Here is a 26,653-nt window from a genome sequence, read left to right on the forward strand (position 1 = left end):
CCCTGAAGGAGCAAGCGATGGCCAAGCGCCCCGTTTTCGAGGAAGTCTCGGACCCGACCGCCAGCCGCCCCGTCCAGACCACCGGCATGATCGACGCCGCGCCCAAGGGCGCCCGCCGCGCGATCCGGCTGTGGCTGATGGTGCTGTTCGCGCTGGTCTGGGCAACGATCATTCTGGGCGGTGCCACGCGGCTGACCGGCTCGGGCCTGTCGATCGTGGAATGGGCGCCCGTGGTCGGGACCATCCCGCCCATGACCGAAGAGCACTGGCTGCGAGAGTTCACCGCCTATCAGCAGATCCCGCAATTCAGCATCATCAATCCCGACATGGATTTGCAGGGGTTCAAGTTCATCTATTGGTGGGAATGGTCGCACCGGCAGCTGGGCCGGCTGATCGGGCTGGTCTGGGCGCTTGGGTTCCTAGGTTTCCTTGTCGCGCGGAAAATCCCCGCGGCCTGGACGCCGCGTCTGCTGGGCGTGGGCGCGTTGGGGGGCATGCAGGGTGCGATCGGCTGGTGGATGGTCAGCTCCGGCCTGAATGAGGGCATGGTGCGGGTGGCCTCTTACCGGCTGGCGACGCATCTGGGGCTGGCCTTCCTGATCCTTGGGCTGATCGCCTGGTATGTGCTGCAACTGTCGCGCTCCGAGGCCGAGTTGCTGCGCGCCCGCCGCGCGGCCGAGCCAAAGCTGTTCTCGATCTCGACCGGGCTTTTGCATCTGGCCTTCATCCAGATCCTGCTGGGCGCGCTGGTGGCGGGGATCGATGCGGGGCGCAGCTATATCGGCTGGCCGAAGATGGGCGGCGAATGGATACCGGAATGGATCTGGGATACCGATCTGGGCTGGCGCAATTTCTTTGAAAACCCCGCCACGGTGCAATTCACCCATCGCATGGTGGGCTATCTGCTGACGATCTTTGCCGTGGTGGTGTGGCTGCGTGCCCGCCGCTCGCCCCATCCGGTGACGCGGGGTGCGTTCACGGCGATGCTGGTGGCGATGGCTGCGCAGATCGGGCTGGGGATCCTCAACGTGCTTCACGCCTCGCCTCTGGCGCTGGCCCTGTCGCATCAATTCGGCGCGGTTGTGCTGTTCGTGCTGATTTTGCGCGCCCGCCACCACGCCCGTTATCCGATTGAAATCTCGGTCAGGGGAGTCCGGAAATGACTGCATTCGACGATCTGATGGCGTTCCAGCGCCAGACCGAGGCCCTGTCATCGGTTGCCGAACGGCTGGGCTGGGATCAGGAAACGGTGATGCCGCGCGGTGCCGTCGAACAGCGGTCCGAGGAAATGGCCGCGATCGAGACGCTGCTGCACGAACGCCGCACCGATCCGCGTCTGGGCGAATGGCTGGCCAGCGCCCAGCCCCGCAGCCAGACCGATGCCCGCACCATCGAGCTGATCGCCCGCGACTATGGCCGCGCCAGCCGGATTCCGGCGCGTCTGGCCACGGAACTGGCGCGGCTGACATCGCTGGCGCAGTCGGTCTGGGCCGATGCCCGCGCCGCCGACGCGCCGGATGATTTCCTGCCGGTGCTGGATCAGGTGCTGATGCTGAAACGCGAAGAGGCCGCCGCGCTGGCCGATGGCGGCGATCTCTATGACGCGCTGCTGGACGATTACGAGCCCGGCATGACCGGCGCGCGGATCGCCTCGCTGTTCGATGCGATGCGGCCGCGGCTGGTGGCGCTGCGCGAAAACATCCTTGGTGCCGAGAACCAGCCCGCCGCGCTGACCGGCCATTTCCCGCAGGAAACCCAGCTGCGACTGGCGCGCGCCTGCGCCACCGCCTTCGGCTATGACTGGACGCGGGGCCGTCTGGATCTGGCGGTGCATCCCTTCAGCAGCGGTTGCTGGCAGGACAGCCGCATCACCACGCGGGTGGTCGAGACCGACCCGTTCAACTGCCTCTATTCCACCATTCACGAGGTTGGCCATTCCAGCTATGAGCTGGGCATCGACGACGATTACGCCTTCACCCCGCTGGGTCGCGGCGTCTCGATGGGCGTGCATGAAAGCCAAAGCCGCATCTATGAAAACCAGATGGGCCGGGGCAGGGCGTTCTCGGGCTGGCTGTTCCAGCGCATGTCGGATGCTTTCGGCGGGCTGAACATCCCCGATGCCGACGCCTTCCACGCCACCGTCAACCGCGTCACCCCCGGCTTCATCCGCACCGAAGCCGATGAAGTGCAATACAACCTGCACATCATGCTGCGCTTTGACCTGGAACGCGATCTGATCTCGGGGCGGCTGGACAGCGAGGATCTGCTGGAGGCATGGAACGCGCGTTTCCTCAAGGATTTCGGCGTCGCCGTGGACCGCCCGGCCAATGGCCTGCTTCAGGACGTGCATTGGGCGGTGGGCCTGTTCGGCTATTTCCCGACCTATGCGCTTGGCAATGTCTATGCGGGCTGCCTGCATGACAGCCTGCGTCAGGCGGTCCCCGATCTTGATACATCGCTGGCACAGGGCGACGCCTCACCCGCCGTCGAATGGCTGCGTGAAAACATCCAGCGCCACGGTGGCGCCCTTCCGCCGCGCCAGCTGATGGAGAACGCGACGGGTCAGCCCATCACGCCTGAGCCGCTGCTGACCTATCTCGAAATCAAATTCGGCGAGATCTACGGCCTCTGACGGGGCCTTGGGGCATGGCTGCGCAGACGCGCCGGGTCACGCCGTCTGCGCCCTGATGGCCGCCGCCGCCCAACGCAAGGCCCGCGCCCTGGCCCCGGTTTCGCGCTTTGCGTCATCGCGATAGTTGACGGCCAGCATCAGCAGGGTCTGATGACAGAATGCGTGGGCCTCGGCCTCCGCGATCAACTCAGCCATGGCGGCTTCGGTCTCGACTTCGGCGGCATCGGGGCGCAAGGCGTCGAATATCCGGCCCATGATCGGTTCTCCATCAGATTGGCGCTGTCCTGCGCCGCTTCGGCGGGTGGGGAGGGCAATCACCGGATCAGCCTTCCGCCATATCAATCCTCAGGCGGCGAGGGCAGCAGCAGGTCCACCCAGACCAGCCGGTGGTTCGAGGCGGACTCGACCGCTTCGGCCAGAGGGTGCTGCGGGGCGGGCCACAGCACGCCGCTGTCCAGAACCGTCAGGCGGCGGTCGGGCAGGACGTAATCCACGCGCAGATTGCCCGGGCCGTCATCGCGGAAAACCGCGGTATCCAGTGCCGGATCGCCCCGGTGCATGGCGTTCGCTCCGCTTTGCGGCGGTTGCCATGCGCCCCGGGGTTCGGTGTCCAGGGCGTGGTCCAGCAACGCGGTCAGCGCCTCGGTCCGGCCATCGCCATCGGCCATGTCCAGATTGATATTGCCGATCAGCACGAAGGGCGCGTCGGGCAGGTGATGCAGCCAGAAGGCGGCCTCGTCATGGTTGCGTCTGGCATTGCGTTCCTCGGGGCCGTCGAAGACCGGAGGGGTCGCGGACCATGCCAGCAGATGCAGGGGGCCCCGAGCGGTCTGCACCACCACATCCCAATGCGCGGTCGAGGACAGGCGCTGGATCGCGGCAACTTCGGGCGCGGTGTCGGGCGGCATCAGGTGGCCGGGCAGGTCGCGCCACAGAAAGGCGGTGTGATCGGTGACCGGGCCAAGCGGCAGGCGCGACATGACGGCCATGCCGTTCTGGCCGGTGAACATGCCGAAACCCTGCGCGTCGTCTCCTTCGCCCAGACGGCCGTCGCCGTTCAGGTCCAGCCCGGTCGCCATGCCGCTGTTGGGCCGGGCGGTGAACTGGTGCAGCATCGGATACCCGGCCTTGAGCAACTGGTCCGAGAAACCCGCCAGCGCCAGCCCGTCATGGTCCCAGTCTATACCGGTCAGCAGGATCACATCGGGCGCCGCGGCGGCGATGACACGGGCGGCGGCGGCAACCTGCGGATCGCCCGCGCGGATGTCGCGCAGCAACAGGCCGGGGCCGTCACGCGACAGGCCCGGATCCCATGAGGCGATGCGCAGGGGATGCGCCGTGGCCGGCAAGGCCAGCAACAACGCGACCAGCGCCGCCGCGCCAGACCTCAGATCCAGGGCCGGGCCTGCGACATCTGATCCTCGAACGTGTCGATCGAGGCGGCTTTCTCCATCGTCAGCCCGATATCGTCCAGACCGTTCAGCAGGCAATGCTTGCGGAAGGGGTCGATGTCGAAATGGAATTCCTGCCCGTCCGAGGTGCTGACCGTCTGGTTTTCCAGATCGACGGTCATGCGGGCATTGGCGCCCTTTTGCGCGTCGTCCATCAGCACATCCACCGCCTCTTGCGGCAGGGTGATCGGCAGGATGCCGTTCTTGAAGCAGTTGTTGAAGAAGATGTCGGCAAAGCTGGTCGAGATCACGCAGCGGATGCCGAAATCCAGAAGCGCCCAGGGCGCATGTTCACGCGACGAGCCGCAGCCGAAATTGTCCCCGGCCACAAGGATCTGGCTGTCGCGCCAGGCGGGCTGGTTCAGGACGAAATCGGGCAATTCGTTGCCGTCGCGGTCATAGCGCATCTCGTCGAACAGGTTCACGCCCAGTCCCGAACGCTTGATCGTTTTCAGGAACTGTTTGGGGATGATCATGTCGGTGTCGATATTGACCAATGGCATCGGGGCTGCGATTCCGGTCAGCGTGGTGAATTTGTCCATGCGGTCCTCTTGGGTGGCGTGGCGGCGGCGGGGATGGGCCCGGCCGGGCGGATTGATGACGGCGCGGATGCGCGGGCAAGGTGGTAATGATGGAAGACGGTTTGATGACCTGCCTGTGGCAGGGGTGGCGTCCCGAAATCGGCGATCCCGAGGTGACGGGCTGGATCACCGTCGCGATCTATCTGATCGGTTTCGCGCTGGCGCTGACGGTGTGGCGGCGCCACCCCGAGATGACCGGGCGCGGGTTCTGGGGCGTGCTGGCGGTGGCGCTGTTGTTTCTGGCCGTCAACAAGCAACTGGACCTGCAATCGGCGCTGACCCAGATCGGGCGCTGCCTGTCGCAAAGTCAGGGCTGGTATGAGAACCGCCGCCCGGTGCAGTTCGCGGTGATCGGCGCCATTCTGGTGATGCTGGGCATCGGCGTCGTGGTCACAATCCGCAGCCTGCAACATGCCATGCGTCCCAATGCGCTGGCGATCACGGGGCTGATCCTGCTGGCCGGGTTCGTGATGATCCGGGCCGTGGGCTTTCACTTTGTCGATCTGCTGATCGGTCAGCGACTGTTCGGCATCAGCGCCAATTTCGTGATGGAGAATACCGGCCTGATCCTCATTTCGCTGAACGCACTGATACTGCTGCGGCGCGAGGGCGCGCGCGCCGCAGAAACGGGCTGATCGAAGGATCGGGGCAGGCATCGCGGGGTCAGGCCGGCTGGGCCGCGAATTCGCGGATATCGACCAGATGGCCCGCGACGCCCGCCGCTGCCGCCATCGCGGGCGACATCAGATGCGTGCGGCCCTTGTAACCCTGACGCCCCTCGAAGTTGCGGTTCGAGGTCGCGGCACAGCGTTCCCCCGGCGCCAGCTGGTCGGGGTTCATGCCAAGGCACATCGAACAGCCCGCCAGACGCCATTCGAAACCGGCATCCTTGAAGATCTGGTCCAGACCCTCTTCCTCGGCCTGCGCGCGCACCAGGCCCGAGCCGGGAACGACCATGCCGCGCACGCCCTCCGCCAGCTTGCGCCCACGCAGCACATCGGCGGCGGCGCGCAGATCCTCGATCCGGCCATTGGTGCAGGAACCGATGAACACCGCGTCGATGGCGATATCGGTCAGCTTCTGCCCGGCGGACAGGGCCATATAGTCAAGGCTGCGCCGCGCGGCATCGACCTTGCCGCCCGAGAAACTTTCGGGTGCGGGCACGGTCGCGGTGATCGGCAGCGCGTCCTCGGGGGATGTGCCCCAGGTGACGGTGGGCGCGATATCCTCGCCGCGAAGGGTGACGACCTTGTCCCAATGCGCGTCCTCGTCGCTGAACAGCGTCTTCCACCAGTTCAGCGCGGCCTCCCATTGGGCGGCCTTCGGCGCGTGGGCGCGGCCGTTGACGTAATTGAAGGTGGTTTCGTCCGGGGCGATCAGACCGGCGCGGGCACCGCCTTCGATGGCCATGTTGCAGATCGTCATGCGGCCTTCCATCGACAGGTTGCGGATCACCTCTCCGCAATATTCGATGACATGGCCGGTGCCGCCCGCCGTGCCGGTCTCGGCGATGATCGCCAGCACCACATCCTTGGCGGTGACGCCGGGGGCAAGGCGGCCGGTGACCTCGACCTTCATGTTCTTCGATTTCTTCTGGATCAGCGTCTGGGTGGCCAGCACATGCTCGACCTCACTGGTGCCGATGCCGTGGGCCAGCGCGCCGAAGGCACCATGCGTCGCGGTGTGGCTGTCGCCGCAGACCACGGTCATGCCGGGTAGGGTCCAGCCCTGTTCGGGGCCGACGATATGCACGATCCCCTGCCGGATGTCGTTGACCGGGTAATAATTGACGCCGAATTCACGCGCATTGCGGTCCAGCGCATCGACCTGAATGCGCGATTCCTCGTTGTCGATGCCCTTTTCGCGGTCCCATGTGGTGGGCACGTTATGGTCGGGCACGGCGATGGTGCGTTCGGGCGCGCGGACCTTGCGACCGGTCATGCGCAACCCCTCGAAGGCCTGCGGGCTGGTCACCTCATGGACCAGATGGCGGTCGATATACAGAAGACAGGTGCCGTCGTCCTGGCGTTCGACGACATGGGCGTCCCAGATCTTGTCATAGAGCGTGCGCGGCGCAGCGGCTGCGGTATTCGTCATGGCTGTAACTTTCGGCTGTGATGCGAATGGATTTATGGTTGGGCAGAGGGCGATCAAGCCCGCGCAGGTATCAGCCCCTCGCAATCACCTTGCGGTCAGGCAAAGCGTCTCGCCATAAAAGCGCTGCGGCAGGCGCGCGCGGTCGTGAATGTCGAAATAGACAAATCCATGCATGGTTCCCATGTTTACGCCGCCTTGCGCGGCGAAACAAGAATGATGGCGTGAAATCGGGCAGGATTTAGCGATCCTGAAGGAAATGATGGCAAACCGCCCGTATTTCGACCCGATTTCCGGGGGAACGCGGTTCGTGCGGCGGGATCTGACCTGACGGCACGGGCGGATCGTGACCGGGCGGGCGATCTGGGCATTGAGAAAAGGCGGTGTGATCGCTACATTGGGGGTACCCTTGCGCCGGGGGCGATCGGCGCGCTGACCGGAGGATACAACCCTGTCAAAACAAGTCTCGCCGGCCGACGGGCCGGCCACGACCGTCGCGGCGAAGGAACTGACCAGCGATCAGCTTCTGGGCCGCATTCTGGCCTCGCTTGATGACGACAAGGCCGAGGATATCGTGACCATCGACCTGCGCGGTCGCTCGGCAATGGCGGATCACATGGTGATCGCCACCGGGCGCAGCACGCGGCAGGTGGCCTCGATCGCCGAAAAGCTGGCCGAGCGTTACAAGGAACTGACCGGGCACAGCCCCCGGATCGAAGGCAAGGATGCCGGCGACTGGGTGCTGATCGACACGGATGACGTGATCGTCCATGTCTTCCGCCCCGAGGTGCGCGAATTCTATCAGCTTGAGAAGATGTGGCTGCCTGCCGATGCGCTTGGCCGCGGCAGCCGCGAGATGCCGCACAGCGCGAGCTGAGCGATGCGGATCGATATTGCCGCCGTCGGGCGCCTGCGCAAGGGACCCGAGGCGGCATTGGTTGACGATTATCTGGACCGTTTTGCCCGGACCGGTCGCGGGCTGGGCCTGCCCCCCATCGGCGTGATCGAGGTCGAGGACAGGCGCGGCGGCGGCATGGCGGCCGAGGCGGAGCTGCTGCTGCGGGCGATCCCGCAGGGTGCGGCGCTGGTCATGCTGGACGAGCGGGGCGAGCAGGCGAGTTCGCCCGATCTGGCGGCGCGACTGGGCCGCTGGCGCGACGGGGCGCGGGATGTCTGTTTCGTGATCGGCGGTGCCGACGGGCTGGACGCCGCGCTGAGATCGGCGGCGGACTGGCAGATCAGCTTTGGCCGGATGGTCTGGCCGCATCTGCTGGTGCGGGTCATGCTGGCCGAGCAGCTGTATCGCGCGGCGACGATTCTGGCGGGCTCTCCCTATCATCGGGTTTGAGTGGGGCGGCGGGGCAGGGGGCTGTCCGCCCCCGTCCCTGCGGGACTCCCCCGAGGATATTTGCACACCAAAGATGGGGCGGGCGGTTGCCGCTTGCGTCCGGCGGGCGTAACAAGGCGCAAATTGCGACGAGGCGGACATGACGAAACCGGTGATCCTGTGCATTCTTGATGGCTGGGGCATTTCGGACCGGCCCGGACAGAGTGCCCCCGATCAGGCCGAGACCCCGAATTTCGACCGGCTGATGCGGGATTGCCCGCATGCGACCCTGATCACATTCGGGCCGGATGTCGGATTGCCGACCGGACAGATGGGCAATTCCGAGGTGGGGCATACCAATATCGGCGCGGGCCGGGTGGTGGCGATGGATCTGGGGCAGATCGATCTGGCCATCGAGGATGGCAGCTTCTTCCGCAACGAGGCCTTGTTGGACTTCATCGCGCGGCTGCGCGAAAGCGGCGGGACGGCGCATCTGATGGGGGTGATCTCGGACGGGGGGGTTCATGGTCATATCGCCCATGTTCTGGCCGCGGCCCGGGCGGTTGCCGGGGCGGGTGTTCCGGTGATCGTGCATGCGATCACCGACGGGCGCGATGTGGCGCCGCAATCGGCGCAGGGGTTCATGGCCGCGCTGGAGGCCGGGTTGCCGGACGGCGCGCGGATCGGCACGGTGATCGGACGCTATTACGCAATGGACCGGGACCGGCGCTGGGAGCGGGTCGAGCGGGCCTGTCGCGCCATCACCGGCGGGATCGGCGAGGCGGCAGTCAGTGCGGGTGCGGCGGTGGCGGCAGCCTATGCGCGCGGCGAGACGGACGAGTTCATCCAGCCCTTCGTCGTTGATGGCTTTGGCGGGGCGGCGGATGGGGACGGGCTGTTCTGCCTGAATTTCCGTGCCGACCGGGCGCGCGAGATCCTGTCGGCGCTGGCCGATCCTGCATTCGCGGATTTCGATGTTCCGGGCCGGCCTGAATGGGCCGCGATCCTGGGCATGGTTGATTACAGTCAGCGCCACAATGATTTCATGTCCACCGCCTATCCCAAGCGGCAGGTGGTCAATACGCTGGGGGCATGGGTTGCCGCGAAGGGATTGCGGCAGTTCCGTCTGGCCGAGACCGAGAAATATCCGCATGTCACCTTTTTCCTGAATGGCGGCAAGGAGGCGCCCGAGCCGGGCGAGGATCGCGTCATGCCCGCCAGTCCCAAGGTGGCGACCTATGATCTGGCGCCCGAGATGTCGGCGGGCGAGGTCAGTGACCGGCTGGTCGGGGCGATTCATGCGGGCTATGACCTGATCGTGGTCAATTACGCCAATCCCGATATGGTCGGGCATACCGGCAACCTGCCTGCCGCGATCCGCGCCTGCGAGGCCGTGGATCAGGGTCTGGGCCGGATGCTGGAGGCGCTGGAGCAGGTCGGTGGCGCGGCGGTCATCATTGCCGATCACGGCAATTGCGAGACCACGGTGGACCCGGACACCGGCGGGCCGCATACCGCGCATACGGTCAATCCGGTGCCTGCGATCGTCTTTGGCGGGCCGGCGGGCATTGCCTTGCGCGACGGTCGGCTGGCCGATGTGGCGCCGACCGTGCTGGAGTTGATGGGGCTGGACCAGCCCGCCGAGATGACCGGCCAGAGCCTGATTGTTACCGGATGAAGTCGCGCTTTTTCCTTGCCCTGACGCTGGCCCTTGGCCTTGGACTGACCGCTGCGGCGGGCGGGGCGGCGACCCCTGCCAATGAGGCGGTGACCGAGGCCGAGGCGGCGGCGGCGCAGTTGCGCCGTGCCATCGCCAAGCTGGACGATGCGCTGGCCGCCGACGATCAGGTGGTGGCGCTGACCGAGGTGATCCGGGGCTATGAGCAGGGGCTGGCGGCGCTGCGGTCCGGTCTGCGTCAGGCCAGCATGCGCGAAGAGGAATTGCGCAGCCGTTTCGAGGCCGAGCGCGCACGTCTGGCGCGGGTGCTGGGGGCGATGACCGCGTTGCAGCAGGCGCCCGAGGCGACGATGCTGCTGCATCCTGCCGGGGCGCTGGCCAATGCCCATTCGGCGATGATCCTGTCCGACGTGGCGCCGGGGCTGCGCGAGGAGGCCGAGCGGTTGCAGGCCGATCTGGACGAGATCCGCATCGTGCGCGAATTGCAGCAGAACGCCGCCGAGATGCTGGGCGAGGGACTGGCCGCCGTGCAGGAATCGCGCCGCCTGCTGGCCAGCGCGGTCACCGACCGGTCTACCATGCCGATGCGTTTCGGCGAAGAGCCGCAGGAATTGCAGAACCTGCGCGATGCCGCCGACAGTCTGGACCAGTTCGCGCAGGGCATCAGCCGGATGCAACTGGATGTCGGCCCGCCGATGGAGGATTTCGAGGGCGCCGAGGGCAGCCTGCCGATTCCGGTGATGGGCACGGTCCGGCGCGGTTATGACGAGGCCGACGCCGCAGGCGTGCGCCGGCCGGGCTGGGTGATCGCGACCGCGCCGGCCTCGCTGGTGGTCACGCCCTGGCCCGCGACGATCCGTTATCGCGGTCCTTTGCTGGATTACGGCAATGTGATGATCGTCGAGCCCGCGCGCGGTTATCTTCTGATCTTCGCCGGCATGTCGCAGCTGTTCGGAGAGGTCGGCGATGTGCTGGGCGCGGGCGATCCCGTGGGACTGATGGGCGGAACCGAGGCCCCGGCGCAGGAATTCGGGGCGCAGTTTGTCGCCGATGCGATGCGGGGCGGGGATGCAGGGCAGCCCGAAACCCTGTATCTGGAACTGCGCAAGGGCAATGAAACGCTGGACCCGGCGGATTGGTTCGTGCTCAATCCGGTTGTGGAGACCGAACAGGACTGAGGCAGGAAGGGCCGAATGAAACATTATCTGATCGCAGGACTTGGCGGCGCCGTGGCCGGGGTCGTTCTGGCCACCCAGGTCGCCGGCCCGCTGATCGCGCAGGAGGCGGGGCGCAATGCCTCGGTCTATGAGCAGCTGGAACTGTTCGGCAATATCTTTGAACGTGTGCGCGCCGATTATGTCGAAGCGCCCGACGACAAGGATCTGATCGAGGCCGCCATCAACGGCATGCTGACATCGCTGGACCCGCACAGCTCTTTCCTGTCGGCCGAGCAATATCAAGAGATGCAGACCCAGACCCGCGGCAGCTTTGGCGGGCTGGGGATCGAGGTCAGTCAGGAGGACGGGCTGGTCAAGGTCGTCTCGCCCATCGACGACACGCCAGCCGATCAGGCCGGGGTGAAGTCGGGCGATTTCATCACCCATGTGAACGGCGAATCGCTGATGGGGCTGACGCTGGATCAGGCGGTGGACATGATGCGCGGCCCGGTGGGCAGCGAGATCACCGTGACCATCCTGCGCGAGGGCGAGAACGAGCCCTTCGATCTGACCATGACCCGCGACACGATCAAGCTGACCGTCGTGCGCTCTCGTGTTGAAGGTCACGCGGTGATCCTGCGTGTCTCGACCTTCAACGACGAGACCTATGACACGCTGAAGGCGGAACTGGACAAGGCCATTGAAGAGGCGGGCGGCATGGACCGGGTTACCGGCTTTGTCGTCGATCTGCGCAACAATCCCGGCGGGTTGCTGAATCAGGCGATCAGCGTCTCGGATGCCTTCCTGAACGCGGGCGAGATCGTCTCGACCCGTGGCCGCAAGGCCGAAGAGAGCGAGCGCTGGAATGCCGAACCGGGCGATCTGGCCGATGGCAAGCCGATGGTTGTGCTGGTCAATGGCGGCTCGGCCAGCGCGTCCGAGATCGTGGCGGGCGCATTGCAGGACCACCGTCGCGCCATCGTCGTGGGCGAGAAAAGCTTTGGCAAGGGCTCGGTCCAGACGGTGATGCCGGTCACGTCCGACAGCGCCATCCGGCTGACCACGGCGCGTTACTATACGCCCTCGGGCCGGTCGATCCAGTCGCTGGGGATCCAGCCCGACATCATCGTGGCCCAGCCCCGCACCCCGCCGCGCAGCGAAGAGGACGAGGACACGCCGCGCAGCCAGTCCAGCTTCAGCCGGTCCGAGGCCGATCTGCGCGGGGCCCTGGGCAATGATTCGATCTCGGATGACGAGCGCGAACAGATCGAGCGCGAGGCCGCCGAGGTCGAGGCGACCGCCAAGCTGCGCGACGAGGATTACCAGCTGGCCTATGCGGTCGATATCCTGAAGGGTCTGGCGGCGGTCGATTTCACCGCCGGTCAGGTGCCCACGGCATCGACGCCGGCCGTCACCGGCGAAGGCTCGGCCACCGGCGACGAGGGGGCGGCCAATCAATGACGGCGCCCGCTATGGGGCCGGGTGGTCTGCCCTATCGCGCCTGTGCGGGCGTGGTGCTGATGAATGGCGACGGGCTGGTCTTTGCGGGCCAGCGCATCGACACGCCGGGCGCCTGGCAGATGCCGCAGGGTGGCATCGACAAGGGCGAAACCCCGCGTCAGGCGGCGCTGCGCGAATTGACCGAGGAAATCGGTGTCGATCCCGCGCAGGTCGAGGTGGTGGCGGAAACCCCCGGCTGGGTCCGCTATGACCTGCCGCCGCATTTGCTGGGCAAGGTCTGGAAGGGCCGATATGGCGGCCAGCAGCAGAAATGGTTCCTGCTGCGCTATCTGGGCGAGGATTCCGGGATCAGGATCGAGACCGATCATCCTGAATTCGACTGCTGGCAATGGATGCGCGCGGATGATCTGCTGGAAGCCATCGTGCCCTTCAAGCGCGAGGTCTATCGCGAAGTTTTCGCGGTCTTCGGCGACCGGCTGGCGTGATCGCAGCCAATCCAACGGAAAAAGGCGGCCCGGGGGCCGCCTTTTGCGTCTTTGCTTGATGGATCAGCGACGAAGCTGATCCAGAAGGATCGAGGTCGGATAGCCGTCAGGGGTGGTGCCGATGGAGCGCTGATAGGCCGAGACGGCCTCCATCGTGCCGGAACCGAACAATCCGTCGATCTCTCCGTCATAGAAGCCCTTGGCGCGCAGGCGCTGCTGGATCTCTTGCCGTTCGCTGGTGGACAGCGGGCGGTCGCTGCGCGGCCAGTTGCCCTGAATGCCCGGACGCCCGGCGATGCGTTCGCCCAGAAATGCCACGCCAAGCGCATAGTTGTCCGAGTTGTTGTAGCGCAGGATCGAACGGAAGTTGTCGAGGATCAGGAAGGCCGGCCCACGCGCGCCCGCCGGCATGATGATCGAGCCGTTGCCATTGGGCAGCCCGCCACCACCGATGCGGCGCACGCCCTGCGACGACCAGTCGCCGCTGGAACGCCGTGTGCCCTTGCCGATCAGGCCCATGTTGAAATTGGCGGGCAACTGCACCTCGGCGCCCCATGCCTGGCCGCGCTGCCAGCCATTGCGGGCCAGATAGGCGGCGGTCGATGCCAGTGAATCGGTGGGATCGTCCGACCAGATGTCGCGGCGGCCATCGCCGGTGAAATCGACGGCATATTGCAGATAGGATGTCGGCATGAACTGGGTATGGCCCATCGCGCCCGCCCAGCTGCCCAGCATGTGTTCGGGGTCGGTATCGCCCGCCTGGATGATCTTCAGCGCCGCGATCAGCTGACCCGCGAACATCTCGCCGCGCCGCCCGTCATAGGCCAGTGTCGCCAGCGAGGGGATGATCTGCATCCGGCCGCGATTGGCGCCGAAGTTCGATTCCATCCCCCAGACGGCCAGCACGATTTCGCGCGGCACGCCATATTGCGCCTCGATCCGCGACAGGGTCGGGCCCAGTTGCGCCAGTTTCTGCCGGCCGGTGGTGATGCGCACATCCGATACGGCGCTGTCCAGATACAGCCAGACCGGGCGCGAGAATTCGGCCTGACGGCGGTCCAGCCGGATCACCTCGGGGTTATAGCGCGCGATCCGCATCGCCCGGTCATAGGTCGCGGGCGAGACCCCGGACGACACCGCGCGCGAGCGGAAATTCTGGACCCAGCGTTGCAGCCCGGCCTCGTCTCCGGGACTGGCGGCGGGGATGGGCGTGGGCGTGACCGAAGTCGAGCTTCCCGCCCCGATGGGTGCAGTCGCCAGCGGCGCGGCGCAGGAGGCCACCGCCCCGATCAGCGTGGTCGAAATCAGAATCCGTCGTGAAATTGCCATAAGGTCGCCTGTTTTTTACTGCCTCGAACATTATTGTGAGGCAGTCTAGCGAAACCCCGCCCGCTTGAATAGGCCCGCAGGCGCGCGCGAAACCCGCGGGCAACAGGTTGCCGGGATCAGTGCAGCAACTCGGTTCCGTCCGCCGTGTCGTCCTGAAATAAGGGCTGCATCTGGGCGATGACCACTGAATCCTCGTCCAGCGCGCGCTGCATCAGGGCGCGTTCCTCGTCGTCGATCTCGTGACCCTCGGCCAGACGTTCGGCCAGCGTGCCATAGCCGGTGACATCCAGCGGCGCCATTTCGGCCTGCTTCAGCATGGCCACGGTTTCGCGCACGGCCTCGGCCTCGTCGCGGGCGGGACAATAGCAGATCAGCGCGGCGCCGGTCGCGCCCTTTGGCAAGCCGTCGCCTGTCTTGCGGCCCAGTTGGACCAGCAGCGTAAAGACCTCCATCCGTTTTCCCTTTCGATTGGCCGTTGTCGTGACGGGCACAGCATGTCCTTGCGGCGCTGGCAAGGGTCAGTTCAGCAGCCGTTCGATCAGCGGGCTGTCGGGCTGGCAAAGCGCGTCGATCACGTCGAAGTGATGCCGCCCCGGATCGATGACGCATTCGGTGGCCGCGCCCAGCCCCGCCCAGATATCGGCCAGCAGCCGCGACTGACGGATGAATTCGGGGCGTTCGGCCCCGCCGACCCATGTGGTGACGGGGATATGGGGCGCGGGCTCCAGCAGGGCGGGGCTTTCGGCCAGCGCCTCGCGCCCGTCGATGCGCAGTACAGGGTTCATGGCCGTGCGCATCAGCGGCCGCAGGTCCACCAGCGCCGAGAGCGGCACGCAGGCCCGGATCCGCGCCAGCACCGGCGCAGGCAGCGTATCATCGGCGCAGACCATCCGCGCCGCCAGTTGCCCGCCTGCCGAATGGCCGGTCACGGCGATGGGGCCGGCGATCCGCTCGGCGGCATGGGTAAGAGCAAGGGCGATCTGGCGGGTCATCTGCCCGATCCGCGCATCGGGCGCCAGCGTATAGGCGGGGATGGCGACCGCGTGCCCCCGCGCCAGCGGCCCGGCGCCCAGATGCGACCACAGCGAGGGGTCGAACTTCATCCAGAAGCCGCCGTGGATAAAGACGCACAGCCCCTTTGGCTGGGTTTCGGGCAGGAACAGATCGCCTTTGGCCAGAATGCCCTCGGCCCCCAGCGGCTGGTGCCGGGCGGTGGCGCGGAACGCGGCGGCCTGCCGCCGCCATTTCGGCACAAAGCTGTCGGCCTGCGGAATATGCGCGCCATTGGCATAGGCGTCGTCCCAGTCCTGCACCTGATAAAGCATCGTCCCCCCTTTTGCGGGCAGGGGAACCCGGCGCGGGCCGACGGTCAAGGGGGTGGTCTTGCACAATGTGACGCAAGGGCACGATATGCCTTGATTTCGAACCGCATTATAATCATCCCTTCGGAGGAAGATGCCCTTGTCTGGATCACGAAAGATTTCAGAAAAAGGTTGCGATCGCGTAATTGCCTGTTCGTCACCAGTCAGTTTTTCTGTCGCATTCAAACCCTGCGCGCGAGGTCGGGGATGAGGCCCTGTTTTCTGGTGGTTGCGATGACTGCATTGGCGGCGCCCGCGGCTTTCGCCGATCACGACACGATCACCGTCGAATTCGTGACGGCAACGCTGCAGGAGATGCTGGAAAGCATCGAGCTGACCGGCAGTATCGAGGCCAGGGACAGCGTCGATCTGGGCTTTCGCCAAAGCGGCCGCGTGACCGAGGTGCTGGTGGAAGAGGGTGACCGGGTGACCCGCGACCAGCCCCTTGCGCGGCTGGATGCGGTGCAGCAGGAACAGGGCCAGAATGTGGCGCGGGCCAGTCTGGCGGCGGCGCGGGCGACGCAGGAACAGGCGCGGCAGGCCAGCGACCGGGCCGGGGCGATGCTGGAACGCGGCGTCGGCACAAGGGCGATGCGTGACGCGGCGTTGCAAAGCCTGTCCGAAGCCGATGGCGCGGTCGAGCGTGCCGAAAGCGCCCTTGAACAGGCCGAACGGGCATTGGCCGATACGGTGCTGCATGCGCCCGACGATGCGGTGGTGACGGCGCGTCATATCGCGCCCGGCCAGATCATCGGGGCGGCGCAGCCCGCATTCTCGCTGGCGGAACTGGACGGGCTGGAGGCAGTGTTCCAGTCGGCGGATCTGCCGCAGCTGGACAATGTGATGGGCGCGGGGGTGCGGCTGGATACGATTGATATCGACATGGCCACGATGCGCGGCACGATCACCGAAATCTCGCCTCTGGTCGATCCGCAGACGGGTACGGTGGGGGTGCGCGCGCTGATTGATGCCGATGCCGATATCGACCTGCTGGGGACTGCGGTGCGCGGGCAGATGCAGGTCGGCACCGGCTCGGGCGTGGTGGTGCCGTGGACCGCGCTGACCCGGCAGGGCGAGGATGCCGCCGTCTGGCTGGTCCAGGATGGGAAGGCCGAACTGGCCCCGGTGCGGATCGCCAATTTCAGCGACAAGGCGGTTTTCCTGTCGGACGGGATCGAGGAAGGGCAGATCGTTGTTGGTGCCGGATCGCAGTTGATGTATCCCGGCCGGCCCGTGCAGCCCGAGCAGGTGATCGAATGAGCGCGCGGATCGCCCTGCTGGCGGTGTTGTTGACCGCCTTGACGGGACCGGCGGCGGCGCTGAGCCTGCCGGACTGGCTGGGCTTTGGCGCTGGGGCGCAGGAAACCGCGGCGCCCCGCCCGGTGGTGACCGAAATCGTCGAGGATCGCGACCCGAACCTGCCCTGGATTCCGGGTGTCGTCGCCTCTCGGACGCAGGTGGCGATGGCGTTTCAGACGCTTGGCCGGATGGTCGCGCGCGATGTCGATATCGGCGACCGGGTGGTTGCGGGCGATCTGCTGGCGCAGCAGGCGACCGAGGATCTGGAAGCCTCGACCCGTGCCGCCCGCGCTGCCGTCGATGCCGCCGAGGTGCAGCTTTCGACGGCTCGGACCACGCTGGAACGCACGCAGGCGCTGACTGAACGCAATGTCGCCACCGCCGCGCAGCTGGAAGAGGCGCAGCGGATGATGGCCTCGGCGCAGGCGGCGGCGGATCAGGCGCATTCGGAACTGGTGCAGGCGCAGGACGCCGAGGGTTTTTCGCGCATGATCGCCCCCTTTGACGGGGTGATCAGCGCGGTGCATGTCGCGCCGGGCACGGTCGTCGGCGCCGGAGAGCCGGTGCTGGAACTGTCGGCCGAGGACGGTCGCGAGGCGCTGATCGACCTGCCCGAAGCCGCCCTGTCGGGGATCGGGCGCGGCGCGGTGTTCAGCGTCTGGCAACGCAGCGCCCCCGAGGCAGAGGTCGCCGCGACGCTGGACCGGATCGAGCCGCTGGCCGACCGGGTGTCCCGCACCCGCCGCCTTTACCTGACCCTGCCCGGGGATGCGCCCTTCCGGCTGGGCGCGCTGGTTCAGGCGCGGTTCGGTTCCACCGGAGAGCCGGTGCTGACGCTGCCCGAGGTGGCGATCATCACGACCGATCAGGGCCCGCGGGTGTGGCGGGTGATCCGCGACGGCGATGCCGCTCATGTTCAGGCTGTGCCGGTTCAGACCGGCCCCGGCTGGCAGGGCAGGGTAATGATCCGGCAGGGTCTTGCCGCCGGGGATGAAATCGTCGTGCGTGGCGTCAACTCGCTGCAAGACGGGCAATCCGTCGGACGGAGGGAGGAACCGTGAAAGGCTTCAACCTGTCGGACTGGGCGCTGCATCACCGCAGCTTCGTGTGGTTTCTGCTGATCATCTCGATGATCGCGGGGGCGATCAGCTATGCCAATCTGGGTCGTGAAGAGGACCCGAATTTCACCATCAAGACCATGGTGATCGGCGCCGCCCTTCCCGGCGGCAATATCGAAGAGACGCTGAAACAGGTCACCACCCGGATCGAGACCAAGCTGGAGGAACTGGACGAGCTGCATTTCACCCGCTCGGTCACCATGCCGGGTCAGGCGGTGGTCTATGTCGAATTGCTGCCCACCACGCGCGGCCCCGAGGTGCCCGAGATCTGGAAGCGCGTGCGGCAGATGATGTCCGATATCCGCCCCGATTTTCCGCAGGAATTCGCCGGGTTCCAGTTCAACGACGATTTCGGCGACGTGTTCGGCAATATCTATGCCTTCACCGCCGACGGATTCAGCCAGCGCGAATTGCGCGACCGGGTCGAGGATATCCGCAAGCGCGTCGCCGCCCTGCCATCGGCGGGCAAGACCGAACTGCTGGGAGAGCAGAAGGAACAGATCCATCTGGAGTTTTCCTCGGCCCGGCTGGCGGCGCTGGGGATCAGCCCGACGCAGCTGATCCCGGTCCTGACCTCGCAGAATTCCATCGTGCCCTCGGGCATCGTCGAGGCCGGGCCCGAGCGGATTCTGGTCCGCATCAGCCGCGACATGGACGATGCCGAGGCGATTGCCGCCGTCAACCTGCGGGTGGGCGACCGCTTTTTCGCGCTGTCGGAACTGGCAACGGTCAGCCGCGGCTATGAGGATCCGCCGCAATCGCTGTTCCGCTATGACGGCAAACCGGCCATCGGGCTGTCGATCGGCATGCGCGCGGGCGGCAATATCCTTGAATTCGGCCGCGAACTGGACGGGCTGATGGCCGCGGTCTCGGCCGATCTGCCGGTCGGCATCGAGATGGCGAAATTCGCCGACCAGCCGCAGGTCGTGAAACATGCGGTCGGCCATTTCATTCAGGCGCTGGCCGAGGCGGTGGGCATCGTGCTGATCGTCAGCTTCATCAGCCTTGGCTTTCGCGCGGGTTTCGTGGTGACGCTGACCATCCCGCTGGTTCTGGCGATCACCTTCGTCATCATGGAGCTTTACGGCATCACCCTGCAACGCGTCTCGCTGGGGGCGCTCATCATCGCGCTGGGGCTTCTGGTCGATGATGCCATGATCGCCATCGAGACGATGATCTCGCGGCTGGAGGTCGGCGAATCGCTGGAACGCGCCGCCAGTTACGCATGGACCTCGATCGCCTTTCCGATGCTGACCGGCACGCTGGTCACGGTGGCAGGCTTCGTGCCCATCGGGCTGAACAGCTCTGCCGCGGGAGAGTTCACCTTTTCGCTCTTCGTGGTAATCGCGGTGTCGCTGGTCATCTCATGGATCGTCGCGGTGCTGTTCGCGCCGCTTCTGGGGGTCACCTTCCTCAAGGCGAACATGGGCCATCACGACCCCCGGCCCGGCTGGCTGCGGCGGCGGTTCCACGGGCTTTTGCGCCTTGCGATGCGCTTCAAATGGGCCACCATTGGCATCACCGTCGCGATCTTCCTGCTGTCGGTCTGGGGCCTGCGCTTTGTCGAGCAGCAGTTCTTTCCGACCTCGGACCGGACCGAGCTGGTGATCGACATCTCGGAACGCCAGAACGCGTCGATCGCCAAGACCCGCGCCGATATGGACCGGCTGGAGGCCACGCTGGCCGAGGATGACGACGTGCTGTTCTGGACCTCATATGTTGGGCAGGGGGCGCCGCGCTTCATTCTGTCGATGGATGTGCCGACGGCGGGGCCGCATATGGGCCAGATCGTGATCCAGACACCCGATCTGGCTGCCCGAGACCGGGTCAAGGAGCGGCTGAACCAGCTGGCCCACAGCGATTTCCCCGGCGTCGATATCTATGTGAAATATCTGGAAATCGGTCCTCCGGTGGGCAAGCCTGTGCAATACCGGGTCAGCGCCCATGATATCGACGCGGCCCGCGACGCCGCGCGCGGCCTTGCCACCGTCCTGTCGTCCGAGCCGCGCCTGCGCGACATCGCGCTGGATTGGGGCGAACCCGCCCGCGTCGTCCGGCTGGAGGTCGATCAGGAACAGGCCCGCCGCCTCGGCCTGACCAACGAGGATATTGCAGGCGCCCTTGCCGCGATCTATTCCGGCCAGCAGGTGACGCAGCTGCGCGACGACATCTTCCTGATCGACGTGATCGCGCGGGGCGACCCCGCCGACCGCCAGTCGCTGGATGCGCTGCGCAACCTGCAACTGGTGCTGCCCTCCTCGGGCCGCAGCGTGCCGGTCTCGGCGCTGGTCAGTCTGGAATACGACACCGAACAGCCGCTGATCATGCAGCGCGACGGCCGCCCCACGGTGACGGTCAAGGCCGCCATCGCCGGGGCCGATCAACCGGCGACACTGGTGGACAGCCTGTCGTCCCGGGTCGAGGACTATCGCGCGACGCTGCCCCCCTCGATCACCATCGCTATCGGCGGCAGCGCCGAAACCTCTGCCGAAAGCCAGGAGCCCATTGCGGCGGTGGTGCCGGTCATGCTGCTGATCATGGGCTTTCTGGTCATGGCGCAAATGCAAAGTTTCCGGCTGTCGCTGATCGTCTTTGCCGCTGCGCCGCTGGGGCTGATCGGCGTCGTCGCGGTGCTGGTGCCCTTCGGCGTGCCGATGGGCTTCGTCGCCATCCTTGGCGTGCTGGCGCTGATCGGCATCCTGATCCGCAATTCGGTCATTCTGGTGCATGAAATTCAGGAATTGCTGCACCGGGGCCGATCCCAATGGGACGCGGTGTTCGAGGCCTCCGACAGCCGCGCGCGCCCGATCCTGTTGACCGCCGCCGCTGCAAGCCTTGCGCTGATCCCGATTTCGCGTCAGGTCTTCTGGGGGCCGATGGCCTATTCGATGATGGGCGGGATCATCGCCGGAACGCTGGTCACCCTCGTCTTCGTCCCGGCCCTCTATTGCGCCGTTTTCGCCGTCAAACCCCCATCAGACAAATCCTGACCCGATCCCATCTCTGGTGCGAAAATATCCTCGGGGGGTCCGGGGGGCAGACAGCCCCCCCGGCCATCGCGGGACGCAAAGCTCTGGTTCAGCCGACCTTCTGGCGCGGCAGAACCCAGTCCGGGCGTGGGAAATGGCAGGTATAGCCGTTCGGGAAGCGCTCCAGATAATCCTGATGCTCCGGCTCGGCCTCCCAGAATTCGCCCGCAGGCGCGACCTCGGTCACGACCGGTCCGGGCCAGATGCCCGAGGCGTTCACATCGGCGATGGTCTCCTCGATGACCTCTTTCTGCCGGTCGCTCAGGTAATAGAGGGCCGAGCGATAGCTGGGTCCGATATCGTTGCCCTGACGGTTCGGGGTGGTCGGGTCGTGGATCTGGAAAAAGAACTCCAGCAGCCGTCGATAGGTCAGCATCGAGGGATCGAACACCACCTCGATCGCCTCGGCATGATTGCCGTGGTCGCGATAGGTCGCGTTGGCGACGTCACCGCCGGTATAGCCGACCCGGGACGAGATCACGCCCGGCAGCCGCCCGATCAGATCCTGCATTCCCCAGAAACAGCCGCCGGCCAATATGGCTTTCTCGGTCATTCAACTCTCCTCCACCTGATCGAGCAAGGCGCCGTAGCCCTCGGCCTCCATCTCCTCGCGCGGCACGAAACGCAGCGCGGCCGAGTTGATGCAGTAACGCAGCCCGCCAGCCTCGGGCGGGCCGTCGGGAAAGACATGGCCCAGATGGCTGTCGGCATGGGCGGAACGCACCTCGGTGCGGACCATGCCGAAGGCGGTGTCACGATGCTCGGTAATGTTGTCAGCAATGGGTTTCGTGAAGGCGGGCCAGCCGCAGCCGGAATTGTATTTGGCGGAACTTGCGAAAAGCGGTTCTCCGGAAACGACATCGACATAGATGCCCGGCTGGAAATGATGATCGTATTCGCCGGTAAAGGCGCGCTCGGTGCCGCTTTCCTGCGTGACGCGATACTGTTCCGGGGTCAGCCGGTCGATCGCCTCCTGCGTTTTCTGATAGGCCAATTCGTCCTCCGCCGATGGTGGGCTTTGCAACCCAATATGGGGGCGCTGGCCGCGATGGCAATGTTCACAGGCGCGTCATATCGGTTTTTGCCTGCCGGTATTCCGTCACAAGCCGCTCGACACGTTCGGCGGCGGGAATGATGTCGCGCACGGCGCCGATCCCCTGACCGGATCCCCAGATCTGGCTCCATGCCTTGGTCTTGGCGCCCCCGAAATCCATCGCTTCGGCATCCGCCGCGCCAAGCTGCGCCGGATCCATCCCCGCCGCCCGGATCGAGGGGGCCAGATAATTGCCCGAAACGCCCGTAAACAGCGACGAGGTGACGATATCCATCGCCCCGCCATCGACGATCATCTGCTTGTAGTCGGGCTGGGCATTCGCCTCGGTGGTGGCGATGAAGGGGCTGCCGATATAGGCCAGATCGGCCCCCATCACCTGCGCCGCCAGCACGGCGCGACCCGTCGCGATGGCGCCTGACAGCAGCAGCGGCCCGTCGAACCATTCGCGAATTTCCTGCACCAGCGCAAAGGGCGATTGCGGCCCGGCATGGCCGCCCGCGCCCGCGGCCACAGCGATCAGCCCGTCCGCGCCCTTCTCGATGGCCTTTTTCGCAAAGACATTGTTGATAACGTCATGCAGCGCGATGCCGCCGCAATCATGGGCGGCGGCGTTCACTTCGGGGCGCGCGCCAAGGCTGGTGATCCAGATCGGCACCTTGTGGCGATGGCAGATCTCGATATCGCGCTCCAGCCGCGCATTGCTGCGATGCACGATCTGGTTGACCGCAAAGGGTGCCGCAGGCTGGTCGGGATTGGCCTGATTGTGGCGATCCAGCTCCTCGGAGATCCGGGTCAGCCAGGCGTCCAGCAGGGGCGGTTCGCCGTCACCCTCGCGGGCGTTCAGCGCCGGAAAGCTGCCGACGACCCCGGCCTTGCATTGCGCGATGACCAGTTCCGGTCCCGAGACGATGAACATGGGCGAGGCCACGACCGGAATGCGCAGGTTCTGAAGGATTGGCGGCAGCATGGGACCCCCCTTTTGCAATTTCGGCAAGGATGGCGTCCCGATGGCGGGCGGGCAAGCCGTGACGCGGCGACAGTTGCCCGCACGCCGCGCATGGCACAAAGTCGAAGGCCCCGGAGCGACCGGGGCCTTCGGGCGATGTCAGTGAACGGTGGCTTCGGGTTTCGGCCCTTCGCCCACCGCGCCCAGCTTGTGGCCGGCGCGGCCGATGCGGTTGCCGACGACCAGCCCTTCATCGCTGGCGGTGACATGGACGGTCTGCCCGTCCAGCACCTCGCCCGACAGCAGCAGTTCGGCCAGCGGGTCCTGAAGCGCGCGCTGGATCACCCGTTTCAGCGGGCGGGCGCCGAAGACCGGGTCATAGCCCTGATCGGCAAGCCATTTCCGGGCATCCTCGTCCAGTTCCAGCATGATCTTGCGACCGGCCAGACGATGTTCCAGCCGCATCAACTGGATATTGACGATGCCGTCCATGTTGTCCCGCGTCAGGCGGCGGAAGATGATGATCTCATCCAGCCGGTTCAGGAATTCGGGGCGGAAATGGGCCCGTACCGCCTCCATCACCTGATGGCGGGCATCGGTCGAATCGGCCTCTTCGGGCAGATGCGACAGCGCATGTGATCCAAGGTTCGAGGTCAGGATGATCAGCGTCTGCTTGAAATCCACCGTCCGGCCCTGACCGTCGGTCAGCACCCCGTCATCCAGCACCTGCAACAGCACGTTGAACACGTCGGGATGCGCCTTTTCTACCTCATCGAACAGGATCACCTGATAGGGCCTGCGCCGCACGGCCTCGGTCAGCACGCCGCCCTCGTCATAGCCGACATAGCCCGGAGGGGCGCCGATCAGCCGCGCCACGGAATGTTTCTCCATGAATTCGGACATGTCGATGCGGACCATCGCGGAATCGTCGTCGAACATGTATTCAGCCAGCGCCTTGGTCAGTTCGGTCTTGCCGACGCCGGTGGGGCCAAGGAACAGGAAGCTGCCAAGCGGGCGCCCCTCGTCGTTCAGCCCCGCACGCGCCCGGCGCACGGCGTTGGACACCGCGACCACCGCCTCGGACTGACCGATCACGCGGTTGCCGATCTGGTCTTCCATCTTCAGCAGCTTCTCGCGCTCGCCCTCCAGCATCTTGCTGGTGGGGATGCCGGTCCAGCGCTCGACCACCTCGGCGATCTGCTCGGGGCGCACGGCCTCTTCGACCATCAGCCCGTCGGCGCCGCCGTTCTCGGCCTCGGAAAGCTGCTTTTCCAGACCGGGGATGATGCCATAGGACAGTTCCCCCGCGCGGGCCAGATTGCCCTCGCGTTTCGCCTGATCCAGTTCGGCGCGGGCACGGTCAAGCTGTTCCTTGAGGTCGCGCGACCCTTGCAGCTTGTCGCGTTCGGCCTGCCAGCGGGCGGTCATCTCGGCGGATTGCTGTTGCAGGTCGGACAGGTCCTTTTCCAGCTTTTCCAGCCGGTCGCGCGATGCGGCGTCGTCTTCTTTCTTCAAGGCTTCGGCCTCGATCTGCATTTGCAGGATCTGGCGGTCCAACTGGTCCAGTTCCTCGGGTTTGCTGTCCACCTCCATCCGCAGGCGCGATGCGGCCTCGTCCACAAGGTCGATCGCCTTGTCGGGCAGGAAGCGGTCGGTGATATAGCGGTGGCTCAGCTGCGCCGCCGCGACCAGCGCGGCATCCGAAATGCGCACACCGTGGTGAAGTTCATACTTCTCCTTGATGCCGCGCAGGATCGAGATCGTGTCCTCGACCGTCGGCTCCTCGACCAGCACCGGCTGGAAGCGGCGGGCAAGGGCGGCGTCCTTTTCGATATACTTGCGGTATTCGTCCAGCGTGGTGGCGCCGACGCAATGCAATTCACCCCGCGCCAGCGCAGGCTTGATCAGGTTGGCGGCGTCCATCGCGCCATCGGTCTTGCCCGCGCCGACCAGCACATGCATTTCGTCGATGAACAGGATGATCTCGCCAGCGGCAGTCTCGATTTCCTTCAGGATCGCCTTCAGCCGTTCCTCGAATTCGCCGCGATACTTCGCCCCGGCGATCAGCGCGCCCATATCCAGCGCCATCAGCCGCTTGTCGCGCAAGGATTCGGGCACGTCGCCGTCGATGATGCGCAGCGCCAGACCTTCGGCGATGGCGGTCTTGCCGACGCCGGGTTCGCCGATCAGCACCGGGTTGTTCTTGGTGCGGCGCGACAACACCTGCATGGCGCGGCGGATTTCCTCGTCCCGGCCGATGATCGGGTCGATCTTGCCCTCGCGCGCGGCGGCGGTCAGGTCGCGGGCATATTTCTCCAGCGCCTCATAGCTGTCTTCGGCAGAGGCCGAGTCAGCCGTGCGGCCCTTGCGGATGTCGTTGATCGCGGCGTTGAGGTTCTGCGCATTGACGCCCCCGGCGCTGAGCGCATCGCGGGCATTGGTGTTGACCATCGCCAGCGCCATCAGGATGCGTTCGGCGGGCACAAAGCTGTCGCCGGCCTTTTTGGCGACCTGTTCGGCCTCGTCCAGAACCCGCACCATCGAGGGATCCACATAGACCTGACCATTGCCGCCCTTGACCTTGGGCAGCTTGGCCACGGCCTGATCGACGGCCTCTTTCACGCGCCGGGCATCCGCGCCCGCGCGGGTGATCAGATTGGCGGCCAGCCCCTGATCGTCATCCATCAATGCTTTCAGCAAATGTTCCGGCACGACGCGCTGGTTTTCCTCGCGGATCGCGATGGTCTGGGCGGCCTGCATGAAGCCGCGCGACCGCTCGGTGAACTTTTCCATGTTCATCGGCTATTCTCCTTGTCACTAGCCCCCGTGTCGCAAGCGCCCTGATGCGGCACGCCCCCGGTCCGGGTCTTCGGAAATAGAAATGGGGTGTTTCGGGGCGCTTTCAAGCCGTCTTGTCCTATGTCATAACGCCGCGATTTTGCGGGCAATGGGGGCAAGCATGGATGACAGGCTGATCGTGGCGCTGGATGTGCCGAACGCACTGGCAGGGCTGGATCTGGTGGAAAAGCTGGGCGATGCCGTGGGCTTTTACAAGATCGGGCTGGGGATGCTGACCGGAGGCGGGATGGCGCTGGCCAATGAACTGAAGGCCGAGCATGGCAAGCGCGTCTTTCTGGACATGAAACTGTTCGATATCGGCGCGACGGTCGAGGCCGCCGTGCGCGGCATCGCGCAATATGATCTGGATTTTCTGACCGTGCATGGCGATCCGCATGTGATCCGTGCGGCCAGGGAAGGCGCGGCGGGCAGCAATCTGAAGATCCTCGGCGTGACCATCCTGACCTCGCTGGAGCGCGCCGATCTGGATGCGGGCATGATCCAGCCCGGCGATCTGCACGAGATCACCGTGGAACGCGCCGCCCGCGCTTTTGATGCCGGGGCCGACGGCATCATCTGTTCCCCGCGAGAGGCGGCCGCGATCCGCGCCCTGCCGGGATCGCGTCTGATCGTGACGCCGGGCGTCCGTCCGTCGGGGTCCGATCTGGGCGATCAGAAGCGGGTCGAGACTCCGGCCAGCGCCATTGCCGCCGGGGTCGATCACATCGTCGTCGGCCGCCCGATCTGGAAGGCCGCCGATCCCCGCGCCGCCGCGCAGGACATCATCGCCCAGATGGGGGCCGCCTGACGCTG

General features: G+C 65.9%; 24 protein-coding genes. 13 read left to right on the forward strand and 11 right to left on the reverse strand.

All coding sequences use genetic code 11. From position 1 onward, the window contains the following. Positions 1 to 17 precede the first annotated feature (17 nt). Together ctaA and JHW40_RS07830 are read left to right on the forward strand one after the other, a co-directional pair. Positions 18 to 1,163, forward strand: a complete 1,146-nt coding sequence (ctaA, locus tag JHW40_RS07825; protein WP_090611717.1) for a heme A synthase — start codon at positions 18 to 20, stop codon at positions 1,161 to 1,163. Then, entirely contained in the window at positions 1,160 to 2,632 is a 1,473-nt protein-coding gene (locus tag JHW40_RS07830; protein ID WP_090611715.1) for a carboxypeptidase M32, read from the forward strand. The genes ctaA and JHW40_RS07830 overlap by 4 nt, the downstream gene beginning before the upstream one ends. 36 nt (positions 2,633 to 2,668) lie before the next feature. Here the strand turns inward: JHW40_RS07830 and JHW40_RS07835 are convergent, their stop codons facing one another. The 3 genes from JHW40_RS07835 to leuD all read right to left on the reverse strand — a co-directional run bounded on the left by JHW40_RS07835 (position 2,669) and on the right by leuD (position 4,625). After that, a complete protein-coding gene (locus tag JHW40_RS07835; protein WP_090611713.1) occupies positions 2,669 to 2,887 on the reverse strand; it encodes a hypothetical protein in 219 nt (72 codons plus the stop codon). 83 nt (positions 2,888 to 2,970) lie between these two features. Further along, positions 2,971 to 3,990, reverse strand: coding sequence for an endonuclease/exonuclease/phosphatase family protein (locus JHW40_RS07840; RefSeq protein WP_244519171.1), 1,020 nt, complete (start codon positions 3,988 to 3,990; stop codon positions 2,971 to 2,973). 29 nt (positions 3,991 to 4,019) lie between these two features. Then, positions 4,020 to 4,625, reverse strand: coding sequence for a 3-isopropylmalate dehydratase small subunit (leuD, locus tag JHW40_RS07845; protein ID WP_090611710.1), 606 nt, complete (start codon positions 4,623 to 4,625; stop codon positions 4,020 to 4,022). Between the two features lie 89 nt (positions 4,626 to 4,714). On the opposite strand from leuD, the gene JHW40_RS07850 reads away from it, so the two are divergent. Continuing rightward, positions 4,715 to 5,299: a hypothetical protein gene (locus JHW40_RS07850; protein WP_244519170.1), complete on the forward strand. Its 585-nt coding sequence runs from the start codon at positions 4,715 to 4,717 to the stop codon at positions 5,297 to 5,299. A gap of 28 nt (positions 5,300 to 5,327) precedes the next feature. Here JHW40_RS07850 and leuC read toward each other — a convergent pair whose 3' ends face one another. Then, positions 5,328 to 6,761: a 3-isopropylmalate dehydratase large subunit gene (gene leuC / locus JHW40_RS07855; RefSeq protein WP_090611706.1), complete on the reverse strand. Its 1,434-nt coding sequence runs from the start codon at positions 6,759 to 6,761 to the stop codon at positions 5,328 to 5,330. 448 nt (positions 6,762 to 7,209) lie between these two features. Here leuC and rsfS point away from each other — a divergent pair, with 448 nt between their 5' ends. The 6 genes from rsfS to JHW40_RS07885 all read left to right on the forward strand — a co-directional run bounded on the left by rsfS (position 7,210) and on the right by JHW40_RS07885 (position 12,866). Then, positions 7,210 to 7,635: a ribosome silencing factor gene (rsfS, locus tag JHW40_RS07860; RefSeq protein ID WP_090611703.1), complete on the forward strand. Its 426-nt coding sequence runs from the start codon at positions 7,210 to 7,212 to the stop codon at positions 7,633 to 7,635. 3 nt (positions 7,636 to 7,638) lie between these two features. Beyond that, a complete protein-coding gene (gene rlmH, locus JHW40_RS07865; RefSeq protein WP_090611702.1) occupies positions 7,639 to 8,106 on the forward strand; it encodes a 23S rRNA (pseudouridine(1915)-N(3))-methyltransferase RlmH in 468 nt (155 codons plus the stop codon). A gap of 139 nt (positions 8,107 to 8,245) precedes the next feature. Beyond that, positions 8,246 to 9,763 (forward strand): 2,3-bisphosphoglycerate-independent phosphoglycerate mutase, encoded by a 1,518-nt coding sequence (gene gpmI / locus JHW40_RS07870; protein ID WP_090611700.1) that lies wholly within the window; start codon positions 8,246 to 8,248, stop codon positions 9,761 to 9,763. Next, positions 9,760 to 10,941 (forward strand): murein hydrolase activator EnvC family protein, encoded by a 1,182-nt coding sequence (locus JHW40_RS07875; protein WP_090611698.1) that lies wholly within the window; start codon positions 9,760 to 9,762, stop codon positions 10,939 to 10,941. The genes gpmI and JHW40_RS07875 overlap by 4 nt, the downstream gene beginning before the upstream one ends. 15 nt (positions 10,942 to 10,956) lie before the next feature. Continuing rightward, positions 10,957 to 12,381: a S41 family peptidase gene (locus JHW40_RS07880; protein ID WP_090611696.1), complete on the forward strand. Its 1,425-nt coding sequence runs from the start codon at positions 10,957 to 10,959 to the stop codon at positions 12,379 to 12,381. After that, entirely contained in the window at positions 12,378 to 12,866 is a 489-nt protein-coding gene (locus JHW40_RS07885; protein WP_090611694.1) for an RNA pyrophosphohydrolase, read from the forward strand. Before JHW40_RS07880 ends, JHW40_RS07885 begins: the two co-directional genes overlap by 4 nt. A 63-nt stretch (positions 12,867 to 12,929) precedes the next feature. Here the strand turns inward: JHW40_RS07885 and JHW40_RS07890 are convergent, their stop codons facing one another. From JHW40_RS07890 to JHW40_RS07900, 3 genes are all read right to left on the reverse strand, one after another. Then, positions 12,930 to 14,195, reverse strand: a complete 1,266-nt coding sequence (locus JHW40_RS07890) for a lytic murein transglycosylase (protein WP_090611691.1) — start codon at positions 14,193 to 14,195, stop codon at positions 12,930 to 12,932. 116 nt (positions 14,196 to 14,311) lie between these two features. Next, complete coding sequence (locus JHW40_RS07895) at positions 14,312 to 14,647, reverse strand: hypothetical protein (RefSeq protein ID WP_090611689.1); 336 nt, start codon at positions 14,645 to 14,647, stop codon at positions 14,312 to 14,314. A gap of 66 nt (positions 14,648 to 14,713) precedes the next feature. Next, entirely contained in the window at positions 14,714 to 15,520 is an 807-nt protein-coding gene (locus JHW40_RS07900; RefSeq protein WP_090611686.1) for an alpha/beta hydrolase, read from the reverse strand. 270 nt (positions 15,521 to 15,790) lie between these two features. Here JHW40_RS07900 and JHW40_RS07905 point away from each other — a divergent pair, with 270 nt between their 5' ends. The 3 genes from JHW40_RS07905 to JHW40_RS07915 are packed head-to-tail and all read left to right on the forward strand — an operon-like array spanning position 15,791 to position 20,963. Next, positions 15,791 to 16,816, forward strand: a complete 1,026-nt coding sequence (locus JHW40_RS07905; RefSeq protein ID WP_170851795.1) for an efflux RND transporter periplasmic adaptor subunit — start codon at positions 15,791 to 15,793, stop codon at positions 16,814 to 16,816. Beyond that, positions 16,813 to 17,916, forward strand: coding sequence for an efflux RND transporter periplasmic adaptor subunit (locus JHW40_RS07910; RefSeq protein WP_090611681.1), 1,104 nt, complete (start codon positions 16,813 to 16,815; stop codon positions 17,914 to 17,916). The genes JHW40_RS07905 and JHW40_RS07910 overlap by 4 nt, the downstream gene beginning before the upstream one ends. Further along, a complete protein-coding gene (locus JHW40_RS07915; protein WP_090611679.1) occupies positions 17,913 to 20,963 on the forward strand; it encodes an efflux RND transporter permease subunit in 3,051 nt (1,016 codons plus the stop codon). Before JHW40_RS07910 ends, JHW40_RS07915 begins: the two co-directional genes overlap by 4 nt. 88 nt (positions 20,964 to 21,051) lie before the next feature. Here JHW40_RS07915 and msrA read toward each other — a convergent pair whose 3' ends face one another. The 4 genes from msrA to clpB form a co-directional block, all read right to left on the reverse strand. Beyond that, the gene (msrA, locus tag JHW40_RS07920) at positions 21,052 to 21,555 is read right to left on the reverse strand and encodes a peptide-methionine (S)-S-oxide reductase MsrA (RefSeq protein WP_090611677.1); all 504 of its coding nucleotides are present in this window, start codon (positions 21,553 to 21,555) and stop codon (positions 21,052 to 21,054) included. Further along, positions 21,556 to 21,996, reverse strand: a complete 441-nt coding sequence (gene msrB, locus JHW40_RS07925) for a peptide-methionine (R)-S-oxide reductase MsrB (protein ID WP_090611674.1) — start codon at positions 21,994 to 21,996, stop codon at positions 21,556 to 21,558. Between the two features lie 64 nt (positions 21,997 to 22,060). Continuing rightward, positions 22,061 to 23,023 (reverse strand): NAD(P)H-dependent flavin oxidoreductase, encoded by a 963-nt coding sequence (locus JHW40_RS07930; protein WP_090611672.1) that lies wholly within the window; start codon positions 23,021 to 23,023, stop codon positions 22,061 to 22,063. A 138-nt stretch (positions 23,024 to 23,161) separates the two neighbouring features. Beyond that, entirely contained in the window at positions 23,162 to 25,801 is a 2,640-nt protein-coding gene (clpB, locus tag JHW40_RS07935) for an ATP-dependent chaperone ClpB (RefSeq protein ID WP_090611670.1), read from the reverse strand. Between the two features lie 160 nt (positions 25,802 to 25,961). Here clpB and pyrF point away from each other — a divergent pair, with 160 nt between their 5' ends. Further along, complete coding sequence (gene pyrF / locus JHW40_RS07940) at positions 25,962 to 26,648, forward strand: orotidine-5'-phosphate decarboxylase (protein ID WP_170851794.1); 687 nt, start codon at positions 25,962 to 25,964, stop codon at positions 26,646 to 26,648. The last annotated feature ends 5 nt before the right edge of the window (positions 26,649 to 26,653 follow it).

The sequence above is a fragment of the Paracoccus alcaliphilus genome, assembly GCF_028553725.1.
GTDB lineage: Bacteria > Pseudomonadota > Alphaproteobacteria > Rhodobacterales > Rhodobacteraceae > Paracoccus > Paracoccus alcaliphilus.

Bases quoted from the DNA above. Each gene is read 5' to 3' on its own strand.
- ctaA (WP_090611717.1), top strand. From the start codon at position 18: ATGGCCAAGCGCCCCGTTTTCGAGGAAGTCTCGGACCCGACCGCCAGC.
- JHW40_RS07830 (WP_090611715.1), top strand. From the start codon at position 1,160: ATGACTGCATTCGACGATCTGATGGCGTTCCAGCGCCAGACCGAGGCC.
- JHW40_RS07835 (WP_090611713.1), bottom strand. From the start codon at position 2,887: ATGGGCCGGATATTCGACGCCTTGCGCCCCGATGCCGCCGAAGTCGAG.
- leuD (WP_090611710.1), bottom strand. From the start codon at position 4,625: ATGGACAAATTCACCACGCTGACCGGAATCGCAGCCCCGATGCCATTG.
- JHW40_RS07850 (WP_244519170.1), top strand. From the start codon at position 4,715: ATGGAAGACGGTTTGATGACCTGCCTGTGGCAGGGGTGGCGTCCCGAA.
- leuC (WP_090611706.1), bottom strand. From the start codon at position 6,761: ATGACGAATACCGCAGCCGCTGCGCCGCGCACGCTCTATGACAAGATC.
- rlmH (WP_090611702.1), top strand. From the start codon at position 7,639: ATGCGGATCGATATTGCCGCCGTCGGGCGCCTGCGCAAGGGACCCGAG.
- gpmI (WP_090611700.1), top strand. From the start codon at position 8,246: ATGACGAAACCGGTGATCCTGTGCATTCTTGATGGCTGGGGCATTTCG.
- JHW40_RS07875 (WP_090611698.1), top strand. From the start codon at position 9,760: ATGAAGTCGCGCTTTTTCCTTGCCCTGACGCTGGCCCTTGGCCTTGGA.
- JHW40_RS07880 (WP_090611696.1), top strand. From the start codon at position 10,957: ATGAAACATTATCTGATCGCAGGACTTGGCGGCGCCGTGGCCGGGGTC.
- JHW40_RS07885 (WP_090611694.1), top strand. From the start codon at position 12,378: ATGACGGCGCCCGCTATGGGGCCGGGTGGTCTGCCCTATCGCGCCTGT.
- JHW40_RS07890 (WP_090611691.1), bottom strand. From the start codon at position 14,195: ATGGCAATTTCACGACGGATTCTGATTTCGACCACGCTGATCGGGGCG.
- JHW40_RS07895 (WP_090611689.1), bottom strand. From the start codon at position 14,647: ATGGAGGTCTTTACGCTGCTGGTCCAACTGGGCCGCAAGACAGGCGAC.
- JHW40_RS07900 (WP_090611686.1), bottom strand. From the start codon at position 15,520: ATGCTTTATCAGGTGCAGGACTGGGACGACGCCTATGCCAATGGCGCG.
- JHW40_RS07905 (WP_170851795.1), top strand. From the start codon at position 15,791: ATGACTGCATTGGCGGCGCCCGCGGCTTTCGCCGATCACGACACGATC.
- JHW40_RS07910 (WP_090611681.1), top strand. From the start codon at position 16,813: ATGAGCGCGCGGATCGCCCTGCTGGCGGTGTTGTTGACCGCCTTGACG.
- msrA (WP_090611677.1), bottom strand. From the start codon at position 21,555: ATGACCGAGAAAGCCATATTGGCCGGCGGCTGTTTCTGGGGAATGCAG.
- JHW40_RS07930 (WP_090611672.1), bottom strand. From the start codon at position 23,023: ATGCTGCCGCCAATCCTTCAGAACCTGCGCATTCCGGTCGTGGCCTCG.
- clpB (WP_090611670.1), bottom strand. From the start codon at position 25,801: ATGAACATGGAAAAGTTCACCGAGCGGTCGCGCGGCTTCATGCAGGCC.
- pyrF (WP_170851794.1), top strand. From the start codon at position 25,962: ATGGATGACAGGCTGATCGTGGCGCTGGATGTGCCGAACGCACTGGCA.